Consider the following 19,536-nt stretch of genomic DNA (forward strand, 5'->3'; position numbering starts at 1 on the left):
CCGACGCGACAGGAACAGCATGGAATACCGCACACTCGGCGATTCGGGCATCGAGGTCAGCCTGATCGGGCTCGGCACGATGACGTGGGGCGAACAGAACTCGGAGCGCGACGCGCACGAGCAGATCGACTACGCGATCTCGCAGGGCGTGACGCTGATCGATGCCGCGGAGATGTATCCGGTGCCGCCGAAGCCCGACACGCAAGGCCGCACCGAGCAGTACATCGGCACCTGGCTCGCTCAGCATCGTGCGCAGCGCGAGCGCATCGTGCTCGCGACGAAGATCGCGGGCCCCGCGCGGCAGCCGCACAACCCGCGCCATATCCGCGGCGAGGGCAACCAGTTCGATCGCAAGAACCTGACCGAAGCGCTCGACGGCAGTCTCAAGCGGCTGCAGACCGACTATGTCGACCTCTATCAACTGCACTGGCCCGATCGCAGCACGACGACGTTCGGCCGTCCCGCGTATCCGTGGGTCGACGACGCCTACACGGTGCCGATCGAGGAAACGCTCGGTGTGCTCGCGGAATTCGTGAAGGCCGGCAAGGTGCGCGCGATCGGCGTGTCGAACGAAACGCCGTGGGGCGTCGCGCAGTTCCTGCGCGCGGCCGAGAAACTCGGGCTGCCGCGTATCGCGAGCATCCAGAATCCGTACAGCCTGCTGAACCGCACGTTCGAGAACGGGCTGTCGGAATTCACGCATCGCGACGGCGTGGGCCTGCTCGCGTACTCGCCGCTCGCGTTCGGCTGGCTGTCCGGCAAGTACGAGAACGGCGCGCGTCCGGCCGGTGCGCGCATCACGCTGTTCGAGCGCTTCCAGCGCTACAGCAAGCCGCAGGCCGTCGAGGCGACGTCGCGTTACGTCGCGCTCGCGCAGCGCCACGGGCTGTCGCCCGCGCAGCTCGCGCTCGCGTTCGTCAACAGCCGGCCGTTCGTGCGCAGCAACCTGGTCGGCGCGACGTCGCTCGAGCAGTTGAAGGAGAACATCGGCAGCATCGACGTGAAACTGTCCGACGAGATCCTTGCCGAGATCGACGCGCTGCACGAACGGCAGCCGAACCCGGCGCCGTAAACGACGCGCGGCCCGGGCGGCAGCGATGCCGCGACGGGCCGCGCCGGCGGCGCAGCGATGCGCTGCCGCTGCCCGGGTTATCGCATCTTGAGCCGCGTGCGCGCGACGAACAGCGCGGCGAGGCTCAGCACCGCGCAGCCCATCAGATAGAGCGCGGGCGACAGCCGGTTGCCGGTCGCGCTGATCAGCCAGGTGATCATGAACGGCGCAAAGCCGCCGAACAACGTGACGCCCGTGTTGTAGCTGACCGCGAGCCCCGTTGCGCGCGTCTGCGACGGGAACAGTTCGGCCATCAGCGCCGGCAGCGTGCCGCAGTACATCGCCTTCAGCACGCCGATCCAGACCAGTGCGGCGAGCATCGTCGCGAACGACGCGTGATGTGTCAGCCACGCGAACGTCGGCCACACGGTGACGAGCATCAGCAGTGCCGCGGCCGCCATCATGCGGATGCGCCCGGTGCTGTCTGACAGATGGCCGACGACCGGCGTGACGAGCGTCAGCACGAAGCCGGTCGCGAGCGTTGCCGCGAATCCGGTCGACGCAGGCAGCCCGAGCTGCTTGATAGCGTAAGTCGGCATGTACAGGATCATGTAGTTGATCGCGGTCGAGATCACGAGCGCGCCGATCGACAGCAGCACCCGCACCTTCTGCTCCGCGAACAGCTCGCGCACCGGCGCTTCGGAGCGCGCCTGCGTCTTGAACTCGACGCCTTCGTCGACATAACGGCGGATATACAGCCCGACCGGGCCGATCGCGAGCCCGAACAGGAACGGCACGCGCCAGCCCCAGCTTTCGAGCTGCGCGGGTGTCAGCGTGGCCGTCAGCAATGCGCCGAAGCCCGACGCGAGCAGCGTCGCGAGGCCCTGGCTCGCGAACTGCCAGCTCGACATGAAGCCGCGCCGCTGCGGCGCGTGTTCGACGAGGAACGCGGTCGAGCTCGCGAATTCGCCGCCGGCGGAAAAGCCCTGCATCAACCGCGACAGCATGATCCCGAGCGGCGCGAGAATGCCGATCGACGCGTAGGTCGGCATCAGCGCGATCAGCAACGTGCCGGCCATCATCATCGCGATCGACAGCAGCAGCGATGCCTTGCGGCCCGCGCGGTCCGCATAGGCACCGAGCACGAAACCGCCGATCGGCCGGATCAGGTAGGACAGCCCGAACGTGCCGAGCGTCAGCATCAGCGACGTCGCTTCGCTCGTCGCGGGGAAGAACAGCTTGGCGATCGTCACCGCGAAGAAACCGTAGACGATCAGGTCGAACCATTCGAGCGCGTTCCCGATCGACGCCGCGAAGATGATGCGCCGGATCTTCGCCGCGCTGGGGCGGGCGGCGTCCTGCGAGGTCAGGGTGGTCGTGTTCATCGTATGGGCAGGTCCCGAGAAAGGAGCAAAGCGCGTTACAGGGCAGCGCCGGCCGCGGCGGATGCCGCGCGGCGAACGGGCGGCGCGTCGTCGCCGAGATCCCAGAAGAGGCCGGCCATCATCTGCAGCCCCTCGCTGACGACGCTCGCGAGCAGGTGCTCGTCGGGTGCGTGTTGCGAGCACGCCGGGTACGAGTGCGGCACCCATAGCGTCGGCAGCCCGAGCGTGTCGGCGAACACCTCGTTCGGCAGCGTGCCGCCGAGATTCGGCAGGATCGCGGGCTTCTTGCCGGTGGTGCGCGCCAGCGACGCGACGGCCCAGCGGACCCACGGATCGTCCGGCGGCACACGCGTGGCCGGCGCGCCGCGTTCGACGTCGATTTCGATGTCGGTGAACCCGTGCGCGTCGAGGTGCGCGCGCAGGTGCGCATGCAGCGCTTCCCAGTCGGTGCCGACGACGAAACGCAACTGGCAGTGCGCGTACGCGACGGGCGGGATCGCGTTGACGGGATGCTCGGGATTGCCGGCCTTGAATGCGAGGATCTCGAACGTGTTCCAGCCGAACACGCGCTCGGCCGCGGTGAGGCCGGGCTCGCCCCAGTCGGCATCGAGGGCCGGGTCGCCCGGGCCGCCGCCGACGGAAAGGTCGGCGAGCGCGTCGCGCACGGCGGCCGGGATCGGCGGCGGGCGCAGTCCCTCGACGCGAATCGCGCCGCGTGCGTCGACGAGGCTCGCAAGCGCATGCGCGAGCACGATCGCCGGATTGCGCAACAACCCGCCCCAGTTGCCGGAATGGTGTGCGCCGTCGCGGGCGCGCAGGCTCAGCTTGAAGTTGACCGAGCCGCGCGAGCCGAGGAACACGGTCGGGCGCGCGGCGGCGATGCGCGGGCCGTCGGACGCGATCAGCACGTCGGCCGCGAGCGCGTCGCGCGCCTGGCGGCACAGCGCGTCGAGCCCCGGCGACCCCGTTTCCTCGCCCATTTCGATCAGCAGTTTCGCGTTGAAGCCGAGCCGGCCGCCGCGTGCGTCGAGCACGCTTGCGAGCGCGGCGAGGTTGATGGTGTGCTGGCCCTTGTTGTCGGCGCTGCCGCGGCCATACCAGCGGTCACCGTCGGCCGTCAGCGTCCACGGCGACAGCGGCGCGCGCCACTGCGCGTCGTAGCCGCGCACGACGTCGCCGTGGCCGTAGATCAGCACGGTCGGCAGTGCATCGTCTTCATGGCGCGACGCGAGCAGGAACGGGCCGCCGCCAGCGACGGGGTTGTCGACGATCCGCGAGGTGAAGCCGAGGCGGGCGGCCTCGGGTGCGATCTCGTCGGTCAGGTACGCGCGCAGCGCGGCGTCGTTGCCGCTGTCCTGGCTTTCGGTGCGCAGGCCGACGCGGCGGCTCAGGGTCGTGAAGAACGCGCCGGATTCGAACTGGTTCAGCGCGTGCTGGATGGCGGCGGTACGGCTCAAGTCGTATCTCCTCTGACGGGGGCGCTACACGCGCGGACCGCGCATGCAACGTGAAGTGCGATCGATTCTAGGAAGTCGTTTTTTTTGTCACAATGATCGAATTTCGAACCTTTCTTTGCCGAAAAGGCAAAGCGGCGCGGCCGGATGCGGCGCGGAGACAGAACGATGGCGGCTTTCCTGCATGGCCTGGCGTTGCGGTATTTCGTCGAAGTGGCGCGCACCGGCTCGATCAGCGACGCGTCCGCGCGGCTGCACGTGGCCGTGTCGGCGATCAGCCGGCAGATCGCGAAGCTCGAGAGCGAGCTCGGCGCGCCGCTCTTCGAGCGGCGGCCGCGCGGGATGGCGCTGTCGGAGGCCGGCGAGCGGCTGCTGGCGTTCGCGCAGCGCAGCCTGCTGGAAGCCGAGCACGTGATGAAGGACATCGGCGGCCTCGACGCGCTGCACGGCAGCCTGCTGAAGATCGCGTGTTCCGAAGGGTTCGCGATCGATTTTCTGCCCGGCGCGCTCGCAAGCTTCAAGGCGCGCCACCCGGGCGTCGATTTCACCATGTGGGTCGTGTCGCCGGCGGAAGCGACGCGGCGCGTGCGCGACGGCGATGCGGACATCGCGCTGACGTTCAGTCTTGCACCGGAGAAGGGCGTGCGCGTCGAGCATACCGAGCGCGCGCCGGTCTTCGCGCTGGTGCGGCACGATCATCCGCTCGCGACGCGCGACGCGGTGTCGCTCGCCGATGTCGCGCGGCACGCGCATGTGCTGCCCGAGGCCGGCACGACGGTGCGCCAGCTGATCGACATTGCGTGTGCGCTCGACGGGCTGCTGCTCGAGCCCGAACTGACGAGCAACAACACGGCGGCGATGTACGGCTACGCGCGGCGCACGGGGGCGGTGATGTTCACGGGGCTGCTGTCGGTACGCGACCGTTTCGATGCGGACGGTTTCGTCGTCGTGCCCGTGACGAACCCGCAGCTGCGCGAGCGCAGCATCCAGGTGCAGACGATGGCGGGGCGCGATCTGCCCGCGTCGGTACGTGCGTTCCGCGACCACCTGATCGACGCGATGCGGGTTGCATCGACGCCGCCGACGGCCGAGCGCGGCCCGAGACGCCGGCCGTGAGATAATCGTCAATCCGCCTTCCGTGCCCATGCGGCTCTTCGAGCCGCATCGCCCCTGTTCGACGCCAAATTGAAGAACCTGATTGTCACCCTCGATCGCGCCGGCGAGTTCGACGAGATCATCGACGTGCGCACGCCGCTCGAGTTCGCCGAGGATCATATCCCCGGCGCGCTGAACGCGCCCGTGCTCAGCAACGAGGAGCGCGTGCTCGTCGGCACGATGTACCGCCAGGTATCGCCGTACGAGGCGACGCGCGTCGGGGCGGCGATGGTCGCGCGCAACATCGCGCGCCATCTCGACACGACGTTCGCCGACCGGCCGCGCAACTGGCGGCCGCTGATCTACTGCTGGCGCGGCGGCAAGCGCTCGGGTTCGATGACGACCTGGTTCAACCTGATCGGCTGGAAGGCGCGCCAGCTCGACGGCGGGTACAAGTCGTACCGCCAGTCGGTGTGCGCGACGCTCGATTCGCTGCCGACGCGCTTTCGCTACATCGCGCTCGTCGGCCATACCGGCTGCGGCAAGACGCGCCTGCTGAACGCATTGCGCGACGTAGGCGCACAGACGCTCGATCTCGAGGCGCTCGCGTGCCATCGCGGCTCGCTGCTCGGCGCGCTGCCGGGCAAGCCGCAGCCCGCGCAGAAGGGGTTCGATTCGGGGCTCGTCGAAACGCTTGCACGTTTCGACCCCGAATGGCCGGTGTTCGTCGAATCGGAAAGCCGCAGGATCGGGCTCGTGCAGTTGCCGATCGCGCTGATCGAAGCGTTTCATGCCGGCCCGTGGGTACATGTCGAGGCGGCGCACGACGAACGGATCGCGTTCCTTCTCGACGATTACGCGCACCTGTTCGACGAACCGGACGCGTTCAAGGCGCAACTTCATCGGCTGATCGGCCTGCATAGCCGTGAACAGGTGACGCACTGGAAGGCGTTGATCGATGCGAACGCGCGCGCCGAACTGTTCACCGAACTGATCGACAGGCATTACGATCCCGCCTACGCACGAACCTACCGCGCGGTCTACAACAAGCCGAACCGGGCGCTGACGTTCACGTTCCGGCCCAACGCCGCCGACGTGCGCGATCAGGCGCGCACGCTGCTGGCAGAACTCGCGCGAGCCGGGTTGCCCGCATCGGCCGCGCTTGCCGCAGGCACGCAATCCAAAACCGACAAAGACCAATCGACGACTACACGATGACGACCACACGCACCCAACCCAATCCGGCGCTCGGCTGGATGACCTTCCTGCTGATCGCGGTCGCGGGGCTGTTCTATGTGAAATGGTTTCCGTACTACAACAAGGCGTTCGTCGCCGCCGAGCACCATTCGATCGGCCAGTCGATCCTGATGGGCACGTCGGCGAGCGCCCCCGAGCCGTCGTTGAAGGCCGCGCTCGACTACGCCTGGGCGTACGGCAAGGCGATCTGGCAGGCGATGGTGCTCGGCCTGCTGCTCGGCTCGGCCGTGCAGGCGCTGCTGCCCGCGCACTGGGTCGCGCGCGTGCTGGGCCGGACCGGATTCGGCAGCGTTGCCGCGGGCGGCCTGCTGTCGCTGCCCGGGATGATGTGCACGTGCTGCGCGGCGCCGGTCGTCGCGGGGCTGCGCGCACGCCATGCGTCGCCGGGCGGCGCGGTCGCGTTCTGGCTCGGCAACACGGTGCTGAACCCGGCCGCGCTGGTGTTCATGGGTTTCGTGCTCGGCTGGCACTGGAGCGCGCTGCGCCTCGTGCTCGGTATCGCGATGGTGTTCGGGATCGGCTATCTGCTGAACCGCATCGCGCGGCCTGAAGACCGCAGCATCGACGATGCGCAGCTCGCCGCGCTGGCGGCCGAGCAGGCCGCGGCCGGCAATCCGTTCGTCCGCTGGGTGAAGCTGCTCGCGCGCATGGCCGTGCGACTCGTGCCCGAATACATCGTGCTCGTGCTGCTGCTTGGCGCCGCGCGCGCATGGCTGTTCCCGCATATCGGCCCGGACATCGGCAATCATCTCGGCTGGATCGTCGCATTCGCGGTCGCGGGCATGCTGTTCGTGATCCCGACGGCCGGCGAGGTGCCGATCATCCAGGCGATGCTGTCGCTCGGCATGGGGGTCGGCCCGGCCGCCGCGCTGCTGATGACGCTGCCGCCGATCAGCGTGCCGTCGCTCGCGATGCTCGCGCGCTCGTTCAAGCCGTACATGCTGGCGATCGTCGCGACGCTCGTTGTCGTATTCGGGATCGTGAGCGGCTTGCTCGCGCTCGCGCTCGGGTTCTGACGCGCGCAGGCCCGGTGCGATAGCCGTATTCATATTCATCCGGCGCCGCCGCTTCACGCGCGCGGTGCCCTTTACAAGAAGCAAACAGGAAAACGCATGACCCAACCGAAGATTCATCCTCGACTCGAAAAGGCGCTGACGCGCGGCGATCTCGCGATCCGCCAGGCCAATTCCGCGCGGGCGACTGCCGTGTTGAACGCACTCGGCACGATGATCATCGAGGCCTCCGCAACGATCGGCGTCGAGGCCAGCATCGACATTCCGCAGGGCGACCGCATTTACGATCCCGTCAATGGCGTGTGGCCGCAGAAGATGCTGGTGTCGTTCGACGGCCCGGTGGAGGAGGCCGACAAGGAAGAGCTGCGCTCGGTCTATCTGGTGGCCGACGATCCGGGTACGCAGTTCCGCGTCGAATGGCATCGCGCGGACGGCAAGCTCGGTCGCCAGGAAGGCGGCCCGCTCGCGACCGTCGCGTTCCTGACCGACGTCGAGATCCCGTGGAGCGACGACGACGAGTAACGTCGTCGCATCAGACCGGCGCCTGGTGCGCCGGCCGTCAGCGCATCATCCGCCGCCGGAACAGCCACGCGGACAGCACGAATCCGCCGACCGCGTAGCCGGCGAGCACCGCGACGTGCAACGCGATGTCGGTTGCCGGGCGGCCGAGCATCGCGGGCCGGATCAGTTCGACCGCGTTCGCGAGCGGCAGCGCCTGGGCGGCGTGCTGCGCGACCGGCGGCAACTGCGTGATCGGGAAGAACACGCCCGACAGCAGCAGCATCGGCGTCAGCACGAGCGTCTGATAAAACATGAAGAAATCGTAGGACGGCGCAAGCGCCGTCACGATCATCGCGACGCTGGCAAACGCGAGGCCCGCGAGCGCGATCACGGGCAGCGCCGCGAGCATCGACGGAAATCGCGCATAGCCGAGCGCACCCGCGACCAGCATGATCGCGACCCCCGACAGCATCGCCTTGCTGGCCCCCCAGACGATCTCGCCGAGCACGATGTCGCCGAGCGCGAGCGGCGTATGCATGATCGCTTCCCAGGTACGCTGCACGTGCATCCGCGAGAAACCCGAATACATCGACTCGAAGCTCGCGGACATCATCACGCTCGACCCGACCGTGCCGGCCGCGAGGAACGCGATATACGACACCCCGTCGACGTGGCCGAGCATCAGGCCGAGCCCGAAACCCAGCCCGAACAGATAGATCATCGGATCGGCAAGATTGCCGAACATCGATGCGAGCGCGAGCTTGCGCCAGACGAGATAGTTGCGGCGCCAGACGGCAATCCAGTTGGTGGCGTTCGCGGGCATCGCGATCGCGAAGCGTGATTCGCGCGAAGGCGCGGACGGTGTGGCGGCGGAATAGTTGCGCACGTCCATGATCGATCAGTCCTGCATTTCGCGGCCCGTGAGCCGCAGGAATACATCTTCCAGATTGGCCGGGCGGTGCAGATAGCGCAACCCCGTGCGACCCTTGAGTCTCGCGCTGAGCGGCTCCGCGTCGCTCACATAGCAGAACAGCGTCTCGCCGCTGATCTCGGTGCGCTTCGCGAATGCCGACAACTCGTCGCGCAGCGCGGCCGGATCCGGCCCGTAGATCTCGATCACGTCGCAGCCGATCTCAGATTCGATCAGCGCGTGCGGCGCGCCCTCGGCGATCTTGCGGCCTTCCTCGATCACGCATAGCCGGTCGCACAGGCGTTCGGCTTCTTCCATGAAGTGCGTGGTGATCAGGATCGTCTTGCCGCGCGCGAGCAGCGAGCGCAAGCGCTCCCACATCAGGTGCCGCGCTTGCGGATCGAGGCCCGTCGTCGGTTCGTCGAGCACCAGCACGTCGGGATCGTTGACGAGCGCGCGGGCGAGCGTGAGGCGACGCCGCATGCCGCCCGACAGTTCACCGACCTTCGCCTCGGCCTTGCTCTCGAGCTTCGCGAATTCGAGCAGTGGCGGCACGAGTGCGCGCGCGGCTTGCGCCGATATCCCGAAATAGCGGCTGAACACGAGCAGATTCTCGCGGACGGTGAAGTCGGGGTCGAGATTGTCGAACTGCGGGACGACACCGACGCGCTGGCGTGCATGCCGCGCACGCGACGGAACCGGTTCGCCGCACAGGGAAATGGTGCCGGCATCGGGATGCGCGAGGCCGAGCAGCATCTTCAGCGTGGTGGTCTTGCCGGCGCCGTTCGGGCCGAGCAGGCCGTAGCATTCGCCGGCCTGCACGTTGAAGGACAGGCCGTTGACGACGAGCTTGTCGCCATAGCGTTTTTCGACGTTGCGGAAATCGATCGGTGCGACGGACATGGGCATGTTGTCGTTGTAAGCGGGCGCGCGTGGCTATCCGATGCGTGGCCGGCAAGCGAACGGATCGCGCGAATGCGTGTCACACGGGCATGACCGAAGCGCGCGACGCCGGCGTGGCGATGGCCCGCTGGAGTACGAACGGGCCATTCTAGTGCATCGGCTGCGTCTCTTCAGGGCATGCCTGCACGGTGCGATGCATGCGGGCACCGATCGTGCACTGCATCATCGCGCACGCGCCGAGCGGGGCGAATCAGCGTTTTCCATCCCTTGCATCCTGAATTGCGGCGCACCATGATGAATGCGTAGGCTCGTTGTCGCGATAGGGAGGTTTCATGGCCAGTTACAACAAGATTTTGCTGTGTTACGACGGCACGCTCGAAGGGCGCAAGGCACTGCGCTGCGGTGCCAATCTCGCAATGGACCTGAAGGCGGAGACGCACTTGCTGTCGGTTGTCGACATGCGTTCGAGCATTGCGCAAAGCGCAGGTCTGCTGACGGACGTCGCGTGCGGCCGGTTCGAGGAAACCGCGCGGGAAATCCTGCAGGAAGGCGTGAACTGGCTGCGTGAGCGCGGCGTGCAGGCCGAAGGCCATTTCGCATTCGGTTATCCGATCGACGAAATCGCGAATCTCGCGACGGAACTGAAGGTCGATCTCGTCGTCGTCGGCCACCGGTGCCGCAGCGGGCTGTCGAGATGGTGGATGGGGTCGGGCAATACGCAGCTGCTCGATCGCGTGAACTGCAGCATCCTGGTGGCGTGTTCGTCCGCGCAGGAGCAGAAGGAAGAAATCGCGCGCGAGCGTGAAGCGGCCATCGCGAACGGCAAATGATCGAATGATGCGATGACGGCCCGACCGGCGCTGCGAGCCGGTCGGGCGCCGCTGCATCAGCGGTGCGGGTACCGCGCAGCCTGCTACGCGTGCAGGTCGATCGCGGACAATTTCCACGAGAACAGGCCGAAGCGGTGGAATATCGCCGCATAGCGCGTGCCGTCGGCGGTGCGCTGGTACGTGACGACGAATTCATCGATATTCCGGTATCCCGCGCTGGTTTGCTGCTGATGCGGCGGATGCGTTGCATCGCCCGCGCTGGCCGGCGCGGCAGACGTGGATGCGGGTGATGACGCAGCTGTTGCGGCCGCGTTGCTGACGGGGCCGGCGGCGCTCGCCGGCGCCGGACGGGCGGGCGTGTCGGCTGACGCATCGACTTGCGGCTGATTCGACCATTCGGGCGGACGCTCGCCCGGATTGCCGCGCGGCGGCAATCCGCTCATCAGCGCGGCCACGCCCTCCGGCGTCGCGTACGCATCGACCAGCGGGCCGATCAGTGCGGACCCGATCAGCGCGCCGATCACCGCGAACGGATTGTTCTTCTTCACCGCGTCGATCCGGCGCATCAACTCTTCCGTCACCTGCTGCTTCAGGCTGATGCGCAGCGACGGAAAATTGACGTATTCGCTGATGGCCTGCGCGTCGCGCGCGTCGATCGCCGATTTCAGGCGACCGAGCGCGACGTACGGCGACGCGTACGCGTAGCCGACCGCCGCCACGACGGCGACGGCCAGCACGACGATCAGCAGGGGCTTGAGCCGCCATGCGCGGCCCGACGATCCAGTCACGTTGCCTCCGGTGCGGGGATGTTCCGCAATCAGAGACCACCCGGCGTAGCCGATCGTTCCTCCGCGATGCAGCGGTCGATCATCCGGCATACGGCGTCGATCGTGCCGACCATGATCAGCCGCGAACGGCCGTGATAGACGCGCACCGGCGCCCGGCGCGCGGGTTCCGCATGATTCAGGCCGGCGTTCAGCGATACCCGCGCGAACGCGGGGAGCGCCGACGGCAGCAGGGACGCCTGCCGTTCGACTGCGACTTCTTCTTGCACGGGCGCGGCCGCGGACAGCGGTGCGCAGGGCGTGCGGCCGCGCAGATGACGCAGGCGGCCGAATTGACGGAAAGGCAGCAGACGGGCAAGGCGTTCCATGATGTTCTCCTCAGCGAGACGGAATGTCAGAGTTCGCCTGATCGGATCAGTCCGACGGCGATGCCTTCCAGCGCGAACTCCGCGCTGCCGGCCTTGACGAAGATATTTTCGTAATCCGGGTTCTCCGCGATCAGCTCGAGACCGCCAGGCCGGCGCATCAGGCGCTTGACCGTGACGTCGTCGCCGAGACGCGCGACGATGATCTGGCCGTCCTTTGCCTCCGTGCGCTTCTGCACGGCGAGGAGGTCGCCGTCGAGAATGCCGGCGTCGCGCATCGACAGGCCGCGCACCTTCAGCAGGTAGTCGGGCTTGCTCGTGAACAGCGCGGGATCGCACGCGTAGTGCTGCGAGATGTGCTCCTGCGCGAGGATCGGGCTACCGGCCGCGACGCGGCCGACGAGCGGCAGCGACAGCTGCATCAGGCCGGCGTGCGGCAGCGTGAACTGATGCGGGGCGTCGTCGATGCCGAGCAGGCGGATGCCGCGCGACGCGCCGGCGGCCAGCTCGATCACGCCCTTGCGCGCCAGCGCGCGCAGGTGCTCCTCGGCCGCATTCGGCGAACTGAAGCCCAACTCGGCCGCGATCTCGGCACGGGTGGGCGGGAATCCGGAGCGCTCGATCGCGCGACGGATCAAGTCGAACACTTGCTGCTGACGGGCGGTGAGTTTGGTCATGGCTCAACTGTATGGATAGACAGTGAGCTGTATTTTTATACAGTACTTCGCGAATTTCAAGTGTTACGTGAGGTTCGACGCGATCGCGCCGGTTCCGGCGTGATTTTGCGACGCCCCGACGGCGGTTTATCTGCCGCAACCGTCCGTCCCGTCTGCGTTAGCACTTTTGAGTATTAAAAAATGAGGAACGATTATTTTTAATCATGTAACCCGTTCGCTAGACTGGCCCGACATCGCAATACCGACAACACTGGAGAACCAAGGATGGCGAAGCGCAATACGGGGCTGGTGGGCGGAGTGGGCCGCCTGATCGCAACACTCGCGCTGGGCGCGGCGGCGGCGCTGGGCGTCGCGACGCATGCCCGGGCCGATACGACGTTCCTGAACGTGTCGTACGACCCGACGCGCGAGCTGTATCAGGACTTCAACCAGGCGTTCGGCAAGGAGTGGAAGGCGAAGACGGGCGAGACCGTCAACTTCAAGCAGTCGCACGGCGGGTCGGGCGCGCAGGCGCGCTCGGTGCTCGACGGCCTGCAGGCCGACGTCGTCACGCTGGCGCTCGCGTACGACATCGACGCGCTCGCGAACAAGGGGCTCGTGAACAAGGACTGGCAGAAGCGCCTGCCCGACAACGCGTCGCCGTACACGTCGACGATCGTGTTCCTGGTGCGCAAGGGCAATCCGAAGGGGATCAAGGACTGGGACGATCTGACCAAGCCGGGCATCTCGATCGTCACGCCGAACCCGAAGACGTCGGGCGGCGCACGCTGGAACTACCTGGCGGCATGGGCGTACGCGGTGCACAAGCCGGGCGGCAACGAGCAGACGGCCAAGGAATTCGTCACGAAGCTCTACAAGAACGCCGGCGTGCTCGATTCGGGCGCGCGGGGCGCGACGACGAGCTTCGTGCAGCGCGGCATCGGCGACGTGCTGATCGCGTGGGAAAACGAGGCATTCCTGTCGGTGAAGGAATTCGGCACCGACAAGTTCGAGATCGTCGTGCCGTCGGTGAGCATCCTGGCCGAGCCGCCCGTCGCGGTGGTCGACAAGGTGGTCGACAAGAAGGGCACGCGCAAGCTGGCCGAAGCGTACCTGAACTTCCTGTACAGCCCGCAGGGCCAGGAGATCGCGGCGCGCAACTACTACCGGCCGCGTTCGAAGAACGTGCCGGCGGAACTGACGAAGCAGTTCCCGAAGCTGAAGCTGTACACGGTCGACGACACGTTCGGCGGCTGGACGAATGCGCAGAAGACGCATTTCGCGGACGGCGGCGTGTTCGACTCGATCTACAAGCCGCAGTAACGCCATAACGACAGCGGCGCGCCACGCAGCGCGCCGCCTCCCCGACGGCCCGCCGGCGCGATTCACTGCGCCGGCGTTTGCGTCGGACCCGTGAGCAGCATCGACCCAGCAAGAGCATCCGATGACGACGTACACCTTTCGCAAGCCGAGCGCGCTGCCCGGTTTCGGCGTGACACTCGGCATCACGGTGGCCTATTTGAGCCTCGTGGTGCTGATCCCGCTCGCCGCCACGTTCCTGAAGACCGCGACGCTGTCGTGGGACCAGTTCGTCACCGCCGTCACGTCGCCGCGCGTGCTCGCGTCGTACCGGCTGACGTTCTCGGCCGCGCTCGGCGGCGCGCTGATCAACGCCGTGTTCGGCTTCCTCGTCGCGTGGGTGCTCGTGCGCTACACGTTCCCGTTCAAGCGCCTCGTCGATGCGATCGTCGACCTGCCGTTCGCGCTGCCGACGTCGGTCGCCGGCATCTCGCTCGCGGCCGTCTACGCGACCAACGGCTGGGTCGGCCAGTATCTCGCGCCGCTCGGCATCAAGATCGCGTTCACGCCGGCCGGCGTGCTGGTCGCGCTGACCTTCATCGGGCTGCCGTTCGTCGTGCGCACCGTGCAGCCGGTGCTCGAGGATTTCGAGCGCGAGCAGGAGGAAGCGGCCGCATGCCTCGGCGCGTCGCGCTGGCTCACGTTCCGCCGCGTCGTGCTGCCGGCCGTGCTGCCGGCGCTCCTCACCGGCTTCGCGCTCGCATTCGCGCGTGCGCTCGGCGAATACGGCTCGGTGATCTTCATCGCCGGCAACGTGCCGATGAAATCCGAGATCACGTCGCTGCTGATCATCACGAAGCTCGAGCAGTACGACTACGCGGGCGCGACCGCGCTGGCGGTCGTGATGCTGGTCGTGTCGTTCCTGATGCTGCTGCTGATCAACACGCTGCAGTGGTATCTGCAGCGGCGGACGAGCAAGGGCGCAAGCGGCCCCGCGCCCGTCACCGTCGCCGCCGTCGCGGCAGGAGGCCAGCAATGAGCCAGGAGGCCACCGTCGTGCTGAAAACCCCGTCGCCGGCCGTGCGCGCCACGAAACGGCTCGATCCCGTCAGCGAGTCGCGCGTCGTGCGCTGGCTGCTCACGGGCATCGCGCTGGCGTTCCTCGCGTTCTTCCTCGTCGTGCCGCTCGCCGCGGTGTTCGTCGAGGCGCTGCGCAAGGGCGTCGGCTTCTATCTCGAATCGCTGGCCGATCCCGACGCGTGGTCGGCGATCAAGCTGACGCTGACCGTCGCCGTGATCGCCGTGCCGCTGAACCTCGTGTTCGGCGTGTGCGCGTCGTGGGCGATCGCGAAGTTCGAATTCCGCGGCAAGGCGCTGCTGACGACGCTGATCGACCTGCCGTTCTCGGTGTCGCCGGTGATCTCGGGCCTCGTGTACGTGCTGCTGTTCGGCGCGCAGGGCTGGCTCGGGCCGTGGCTGCAGAACCACGACGTGCAGATCATCTTCGCGGTGCCGGGCATCGTGCTCGCGACGATCTTCGTCACGTTCCCGTTCGTCGCGCGCGAGCTGATCCCGCTGATGCAGGCGCAAGGCACCGACGAGGAGGAGGCCGCGCGTGTGCTCGGCGCGTCGGGCTGGCAGATCTTCCGCCGCGTGACGCTGCCGAACGTGAAGTGGGGCCTGCTGTACGGTGTGATCCTGTGCAATGCGCGCGCGATGGGCGAGTTCGGTGCGGTGTCGGTCGTGTCGGGCCATATCCGCGGCCAGACCGACACGATGCCGCTGCACGTCGAGATCCTGTACAACGAATACAACTTCGCGGCGGCGTTCGCGGTGGCGTCGGTGCTCGCGCTGCTCGCGCTCGTCACGCTCGCGCTGAAGCTGATCGCCGAGCGTCATCTCGCCGCCGAACTGGCCGGCGCGAGCGACACCGCGCCCGCACATGCCGGCCCCGCCGCCGTTTCGTCGAAATCGTAAAGAGGCAACCAGAATGGGTATCACCGTCCGTAACCTTCAGAAGCGCTTCGGCGATTTCACGGCGCTCGACAACGTCTCGCTCGACTTTCCGCCGGGCGAGCTGGTCGCGCTGCTCGGGCCGTCCGGCTGCGGCAAGACCACGCTGCTGCGCGTGATCGCGGGCCTCGAGCACGCGGACGCCGGCCAGGTCGTGCTGCAGGGGCTCGACGTCGCGTCGGTCGGCGCGCGCGACCGCCAGGTCGGCTTCGTGTTCCAGCACTACGCGCTGTTCCGCCACATGACCGTATTCGAGAACGTCGCGTTCGGGCTGCGCGTGAAGCCGCGCCGCGAGCGGCCGTCGGAAGCCGTGATCCGCGAGAAGGTGCACGAGTTGCTGAAACTGGTGCAGCTCGACTGGCTCGCGCAGCGCTATCCGTCCGAACTGTCGGGCGGCCAGCGCCAGCGTATCGCGCTCGCCCGCGCGCTCGCGGTCGAGCCGAAGGTGCTGCTGCTCGACGAGCCGTTCGGCGCGCTCGACGCGAAGGTCCGCAAGGAGCTGCGCGGCTGGCTGCGCCGGCTGCACGACGACCTGCACATCTCGACGATCTTCGTCACGCACGACCAGGAGGAGGCGCTGGAAGTCGCGGACCGCATCGTCGTGCTGAACCGCGGCCACGTCGAGCAGGTCGGCAGCCCGCAGGACGTCTACGATCATCCGCAAAGCGCGTTCGTGTACGAGTTCCTCGGCGCGGCGAACCGGCTGCCGGGCACGGTGGCCGGGCGCGGCTTCGTGGCCGAGGGCGCGGCCGCGCCGATCGAGGTCGACGCCGATTTCGCCGGCCCCGCGAATGCCTACGTGCGACCGCACGACCTGCAGCTGTGGCCGGCGGGCGAAGGGCACCGGGACGGCATCGCGGTGGACGTGCGCCGCGTGATCCCGCTCGGCGGTTCGGTGCGCGTGGAGCTCGAGGCGCGCGCGGGCGGCGCGCTCGAGGCGGAACTGGATCGCGATGCATGGCGTGCGCTGTCGCTGCAGGTCGGCGACGGTGCGACGGCCGTGCCGCGCGCGGTGCGTGTCTTTCCCGCGCGTTGACGAGACAATACAGGGCAGGGGGCGGGACATGCTCCGAATCGACAATCAAACAACGACAGCCTAAGAGGCATACCCATGAATTTTCAGCAATTGCGGTTCGTGCGCGAAGCGGTGCGCCAGAACATGAACCTGACGGAAGTCGCGAACGTGCTGTATACGTCGCAGTCGGGCGTGTCGAAGCAGATCAAGGATCTCGAGGATGAACTGGGCGTCGACATCTTCATTCGGCGCGGCAAACGGCTGACGGGGCTCACGGAGCCCGGCAAGGCGGTGCACCAGCTGATCGAGCGGATGCTGCTCGACGCCGAGAACCTGCGCCGCGTCGCGCGCCAGTTCGCCGACCAGGACAGCGGCCACCTCGTCGTCGCGACGACGCACACGCAGGCGCGCTACGCGCTGCCGAAGGTGATCCGGCAGTTCACCGAGGTGTTCCCGAAGGTGCATCTGGCGTTGCGCCAGGGCAGCCCGCAGCAGATCGCGCAGATGATCCTGAACGGCGAAGCCGATCTCGGCATCTCGACCGAGGCGCTCGACCGCTATCCGGACATCGTGACGTTCCCGTGCTATTCGTGGCATCACACGGTCGTCGTGCCGAAGGGGCATCCGCTCGTCGGCCGCGAGAACCTGACGCTCGAGGAAATCGCCGAGTATCCGATCATCACGTACGACCAGGACTTCACGGGCCGTTCGCACATCGACCAGGCTTTCGCGCAGGCGGGCGCCGTGCCGGACGTCGTGCTGACCGCGATCGACGCGGACGTGATCAAGACCTACGTCGAACTCGGGATGGGGATCGGCGTCGTCGCCGCGATGGCCTATGATCCGCAGCGCGACACAGGGCTCGTCGCGCTCGATACGCAGCACCTGTTCGAGGCGAGCACGACGCGCGTCGGGCTGCGCAAGGGCGCGTTCCTGCGCGCCTATGCGTATCGGCTGATCGAGATGTTCGCGCCGCACCTGAACGAAGCGGAAATCGCGGGGCTGTTGCGCGAAGCCGTTTGACGGTTGCGCGCCTCGCGCGCCGTGCGCGCACGGCGCCGAACATCCGGCGGTGGCGAAATGGCCGCCGGCGCGATGGCCTGATTCATCGAACCATCGGCTGTGCCCGCCGCTCCCGGCCGGGCCCTTCGCCGGATGCGGCGTTCAGCATGCGTTCTCCTGCCGACAGAACAACCAGAGACGGCACGGGCGAACGGGTCGATCCGGTTTCGGCCTCCCGGCCGGGCCATGATTCGGAAGATATGATTCAATGCGCGTGCATGGTCTGATGGCGGGCGTTCACGCCGCACGACGAAGGGGCGAGCAATGAATCCGACATGGTTTCTCTTTTCCTTCAAAGGCCGGACCGAGCGCCTGCCGTGGTGGATCTACTCGCTGGTTTCCGGGTTGATCGGCGCGTTCCTCGATGCCGGTTCGCGCGGCTCACCGGACGACGATCTGCCGCTGGCAGTGGTGCTCGTCGCCGGCGCGATCGCCGTCGTGGCAACGTGGTCGTGGCTGGCGGTTACCGTGAAGCGGCTGCACGACATCGACAAGTCGGGATGGTGGGTGCTGCTGCTCGTCGTGCCGATCGTCGGTGCGATCGCGTTGTTCGTGATGAACGGTTTCATCGCCGGTACGCCGCATGCGAACCGTTTCGGCGAGCCGCCGTCGGTCGATGAAGCGACGCCTGCGCCGCAGGACCCTGCGTGATGCGCGGCAAGCCGCGACTGTCGCATTTGCGCGTCGTGCAGCCCGATCGCACACTCCGAATAAACCCTTAAATATTGATCAGACAGGTTGCGCGGCGAAGCGAATCGGTACAGCATAGCCTTCACTCCGCCGGCGTCCCGCCGGCGGTGGCGCGTCAACGACAGCACGCGCCAGGCAGTCGGCCGTCTGCCTCGCTTCCATTCCGTGGTACCGACAGCAGCATTGATGGCCATTGCCCGGGTAGTGTGGCGCAAACGTTTGCTCACATTAAAACAACAGTCCGGCCCGACGGGCCAGTCGCCAGGAGATGTGTATGAATGTCCGCTTTCGCCGTCGCTTCCTGACCGCCGCGCTCGCCGCCGTCGCGGTCGCCGCCGCCCCGGCCGTCCACGCGCAGTCCGCGGCCAAGCCGAAGGTCGCGCTCGTGATGAAGTCGCTCGCCAACGAGTTCTTCCTGACCATGGAAACCGGCGCGAAGGATTACCAGAAGCACAACGCGAATCAGTTCGACCTGATCACCAACGGCATCAAGGACGAGACCGACACCGCGAACCAGATCCGCATCGTCGAGCAGATGATCGTGTCGAAGGTCGATGCGATCGTGCTCGCGCCGGCCGATTCGAAGGCACTCGTGCCGGTCGTGAAGAAAGCCGTCGATGCGGGCATCGTCGTCGTGAACATCGACAACCGGCTCGATCCCGACGTGCTGAAGTCGAAGAACCTGAACGTGCCGTTCGTCGGCCCGGACAACCGCAAGGGGGCGCGCAAGATCGGCGACTACCTTGCGAAGCGGCTGAAGGCGGGCGACCAGGTCGGCATCGTCGAAGGCGTGTCGACGACGACCAACGCACAGCAGCGCACGGCCGGCTTCCAGGACGCGATGAAGGCGGGCGGGATGAAGGTGGTGTCCGTGCAGTCGGGCGAATGGGAAATCGACAAGGGCAATGCGGTGGCTGCCGCGATGCTCAACGAATACCCGAACCTGAAGGCGCTGCTGTGCGGCAACGACAACATGGCGATCGGCGCCGTGTCGGCCGTGCGCGCGGCCGGCAAGCAGGGCAAGGTGCTCGTGGTCGGCTACGACAACATCAACGCGATCAAGCCGATGCTGAAGGACGGCCGCGTGCTCGCGACCGCCGACCAGTACGCGGCGAAGCAGGCCGTATTCGGCATCGACACGGCGCTGAAGGCGATCGCCGAGCATCGCAAGCAGGCCGACATGTCCGGCGTGGTCGAGACGCCGGTGGATCTCGTGACGAAGTAACGCGGCTCCGGTCCGGCCGCCGCCCTC

General features: G+C 67.2%; 20 protein-coding genes. 13 read left to right on the forward strand and 7 right to left on the reverse strand.

The features are described from left to right. Positions 1 to 19 precede the first annotated feature (19 nt). Positions 20 to 1,072: an NADP(H)-dependent aldo-keto reductase gene (locus tag AC1VVG_RS08185; protein WP_482835474.1), complete on the forward strand. Its 1,053-nt coding sequence runs from the start codon at positions 20 to 22 to the stop codon at positions 1,070 to 1,072. A gap of 77 nt (positions 1,073 to 1,149) precedes the next feature. Here the strand turns inward: AC1VVG_RS08185 and AC1VVG_RS08190 are convergent, their stop codons facing one another. Continuing rightward, positions 1,150 to 2,436 (reverse strand): MFS transporter, encoded by a 1,287-nt coding sequence (locus AC1VVG_RS08190; RefSeq protein ID WP_482835475.1) that lies wholly within the window; start codon positions 2,434 to 2,436, stop codon positions 1,150 to 1,152. A 35-nt stretch (positions 2,437 to 2,471) separates the two neighbouring features. After that, on the reverse strand, positions 2,472 to 3,893 hold the full coding sequence (locus tag AC1VVG_RS08195) for a M20 family metallopeptidase (protein WP_034186967.1): 1,422 nt from the start codon (positions 3,891 to 3,893) through the stop codon (positions 2,472 to 2,474). A 165-nt stretch (positions 3,894 to 4,058) separates the two neighbouring features. Between AC1VVG_RS08195 and AC1VVG_RS08200 the strand changes: the two genes are divergently transcribed. The 4 genes from AC1VVG_RS08200 (at position 4,059) to AC1VVG_RS08215 (ending at position 7,777) form a co-directional block, all read left to right on the forward strand. Beyond that, on the forward strand, positions 4,059 to 5,006 hold the full coding sequence (locus AC1VVG_RS08200; RefSeq protein ID WP_069705171.1) for a LysR family transcriptional regulator: 948 nt from the start codon (positions 4,059 to 4,061) through the stop codon (positions 5,004 to 5,006). Positions 5,007 to 5,075: 69 nt separating this feature from the next. Continuing rightward, positions 5,076 to 6,203, forward strand: coding sequence for a tRNA 2-selenouridine(34) synthase MnmH (mnmH, locus tag AC1VVG_RS08205; protein WP_034186966.1), 1,128 nt, complete (start codon positions 5,076 to 5,078; stop codon positions 6,201 to 6,203). Continuing rightward, complete coding sequence (locus AC1VVG_RS08210) at positions 6,200 to 7,258, forward strand: permease (protein ID WP_034186965.1); 1,059 nt, start codon at positions 6,200 to 6,202, stop codon at positions 7,256 to 7,258. Before mnmH ends, AC1VVG_RS08210 begins: the two co-directional genes overlap by 4 nt. Positions 7,259 to 7,354: 96 nt before the next feature. After that, positions 7,355 to 7,777: a hypothetical protein gene (locus AC1VVG_RS08215; RefSeq protein WP_034186964.1), complete on the forward strand. Its 423-nt coding sequence runs from the start codon at positions 7,355 to 7,357 to the stop codon at positions 7,775 to 7,777. A 37-nt stretch (positions 7,778 to 7,814) separates the two neighbouring features. On the opposite strand, the gene AC1VVG_RS08220 is transcribed toward AC1VVG_RS08215, so the two are convergent. Further along, positions 7,815 to 8,648, reverse strand: a complete 834-nt coding sequence (locus AC1VVG_RS08220) for an ABC transporter permease (RefSeq protein WP_034186963.1) — start codon at positions 8,646 to 8,648, stop codon at positions 7,815 to 7,817. Positions 8,649 to 8,654: 6 nt separating this feature from the next. Next, entirely contained in the window at positions 8,655 to 9,569 is a 915-nt protein-coding gene (gene nodI, locus AC1VVG_RS08225; protein ID WP_034186962.1) for a nodulation factor ABC transporter ATP-binding protein NodI, read from the reverse strand. 332 nt (positions 9,570 to 9,901) lie between these two features. Between nodI and AC1VVG_RS08230 the strand changes: the two genes are divergently transcribed. Next, the gene (locus tag AC1VVG_RS08230; protein ID WP_034186961.1) at positions 9,902 to 10,399 is read left to right on the forward strand and encodes a universal stress protein; all 498 of its coding nucleotides are present in this window, start codon (positions 9,902 to 9,904) and stop codon (positions 10,397 to 10,399) included. A gap of 83 nt (positions 10,400 to 10,482) precedes the next feature. Here AC1VVG_RS08230 and AC1VVG_RS08235 read toward each other — a convergent pair whose 3' ends face one another. From AC1VVG_RS08235 to lexA, 3 genes are read right to left on the reverse strand one after another with little or no spacing between them, the layout of a single operon-like run. Then, on the reverse strand, positions 10,483 to 11,187 hold the full coding sequence (locus AC1VVG_RS08235) for a DUF2939 domain-containing protein (protein WP_482835476.1): 705 nt from the start codon (positions 11,185 to 11,187) through the stop codon (positions 10,483 to 10,485). 29 nt (positions 11,188 to 11,216) lie between these two features. Then, positions 11,217 to 11,552, reverse strand: a complete 336-nt coding sequence (locus AC1VVG_RS08240) for a hypothetical protein (RefSeq protein WP_006476078.1) — start codon at positions 11,550 to 11,552, stop codon at positions 11,217 to 11,219. Positions 11,553 to 11,578: 26 nt separating this feature from the next. Next, positions 11,579 to 12,226: a transcriptional repressor LexA gene (gene lexA / locus AC1VVG_RS08245; RefSeq protein WP_006754655.1), complete on the reverse strand. Its 648-nt coding sequence runs from the start codon at positions 12,224 to 12,226 to the stop codon at positions 11,579 to 11,581. A 264-nt stretch (positions 12,227 to 12,490) separates the two neighbouring features. Between lexA and AC1VVG_RS08250 the strand changes: the two genes are divergently transcribed. The 7 genes from AC1VVG_RS08250 (at position 12,491) to AC1VVG_RS08280 (ending at position 19,509) form a co-directional block, all read left to right on the forward strand. Then, a complete protein-coding gene (locus AC1VVG_RS08250) occupies positions 12,491 to 13,528 on the forward strand; it encodes a sulfate ABC transporter substrate-binding protein (protein ID WP_175026918.1) in 1,038 nt (345 codons plus the stop codon). 121 nt (positions 13,529 to 13,649) lie between these two features. Next, complete coding sequence (gene cysT / locus AC1VVG_RS08255; protein ID WP_059557772.1) at positions 13,650 to 14,543, forward strand: sulfate ABC transporter permease subunit CysT; 894 nt, start codon at positions 13,650 to 13,652, stop codon at positions 14,541 to 14,543. Continuing rightward, positions 14,540 to 15,481, forward strand: a complete 942-nt coding sequence (gene cysW / locus AC1VVG_RS08260; protein ID WP_034186956.1) for a sulfate ABC transporter permease subunit CysW — start codon at positions 14,540 to 14,542, stop codon at positions 15,479 to 15,481. Before cysT ends, cysW begins: the two co-directional genes overlap by 4 nt. Positions 15,482 to 15,494: 13 nt before the next feature. Further along, positions 15,495 to 16,553, forward strand: coding sequence for a sulfate/molybdate ABC transporter ATP-binding protein (locus AC1VVG_RS08265; protein ID WP_034186955.1), 1,059 nt, complete (start codon positions 15,495 to 15,497; stop codon positions 16,551 to 16,553). Positions 16,554 to 16,628: 75 nt separating this feature from the next. Beyond that, entirely contained in the window at positions 16,629 to 17,555 is a 927-nt protein-coding gene (locus AC1VVG_RS08270) for a CysB family HTH-type transcriptional regulator (RefSeq protein ID WP_301742550.1), read from the forward strand. Between the two features lie 303 nt (positions 17,556 to 17,858). Next, entirely contained in the window at positions 17,859 to 18,245 is a 387-nt protein-coding gene (locus tag AC1VVG_RS08275) for a DUF805 domain-containing protein (protein WP_059557770.1), read from the forward strand. Between the two features lie 313 nt (positions 18,246 to 18,558). Next, positions 18,559 to 19,509: a sugar ABC transporter substrate-binding protein gene (locus AC1VVG_RS08280; protein WP_034186953.1), complete on the forward strand. Its 951-nt coding sequence runs from the start codon at positions 18,559 to 18,561 to the stop codon at positions 19,507 to 19,509. Positions 19,510 to 19,536: the final 27 nt, after the last annotated feature.

Source organism: Burkholderia sp. L-4, from assembly GCF_056856535.1.